Origin of the sequence: Nocardioides sp. P86, from assembly GCF_023712465.1 — a bacterium.
Taxonomy (GTDB): Bacteria; Actinomycetota; Actinomycetes; order Propionibacteriales; family Nocardioidaceae; genus Nocardioides; species Nocardioides kribbensis.
Genome location: NZ_JAMAYE010000011.1, coordinates 1 through 666, shown reverse-complemented (window position 1 = coordinate 666; position 666 = coordinate 1). Strand labels below are relative to the sequence as shown.

The 666-nt window shown below is 66.7% G+C and carries 1 protein-coding gene; it reads left to right on the top strand.

What is annotated here, in order from left to right; all coding sequences use genetic code 11:
- Positions 1-182 precede the first annotated feature (182 nt).
- Positions 183-666: glycosyltransferase family 2 protein (locus M3673_RS18710; RefSeq protein WP_251535568.1), on the top strand; the 484-nt coding region annotated here is incomplete at its 3' end.

Here is a 666-nt window from a genome sequence, read left to right as displayed (position 1 = left end):
TCTGCGATGTTCGTACCCGTTTTCCGGGAGCAAATGTGGACGAACATCGCAGACGGGTACAGCGCCGTCGTCCCCGAAGACGGCGACAGAGACGCACCCCCACGCGATGAATTGCGATCCGAAGACGGCGTCACCCGCGCGTCCTGCGGCGTTCACCCCCTGCGGCTTCGTACAATCGCGCCATGACTGTCGACGCCCCCGAGCGCCATATGAGTGAGATGAACATCGCGGCCATCGTGCCCTGCTACAACGAGGAAGTCGCGATCCCGACCGTGATCCGCGACCTCAAGGCCGCCGTTCCGGGCATCACGGTGTACGTCTACGACAACAACTCGAGCGACCGCACGTCGCAGGTCGCCGCCGAGGCCGGCGCCATCGTCCGCTTCGAGCAGCGCAAGGGCAAGGGCAACGTCGTGCGCCGCGCCTTCGCCGACATCGACGCCGACATCTACCTCCTCATCGACGGTGACGACACCTACGACGCCGCCGCGGCGCCTCACATGATCGAGACGCTCCTGTCGGGCCCGTACGACCACGTGCTCGGCGTGCGCACCGAGGACTCGGACGAGTCGGCCTACCGCCCCGGCCACGCCGCCGGCAACAAGGCGTTCAACAACCTCGTCGGCCGCCTGTTCGGTGAGCCGGTCACGGACATGCTCTCCGGCT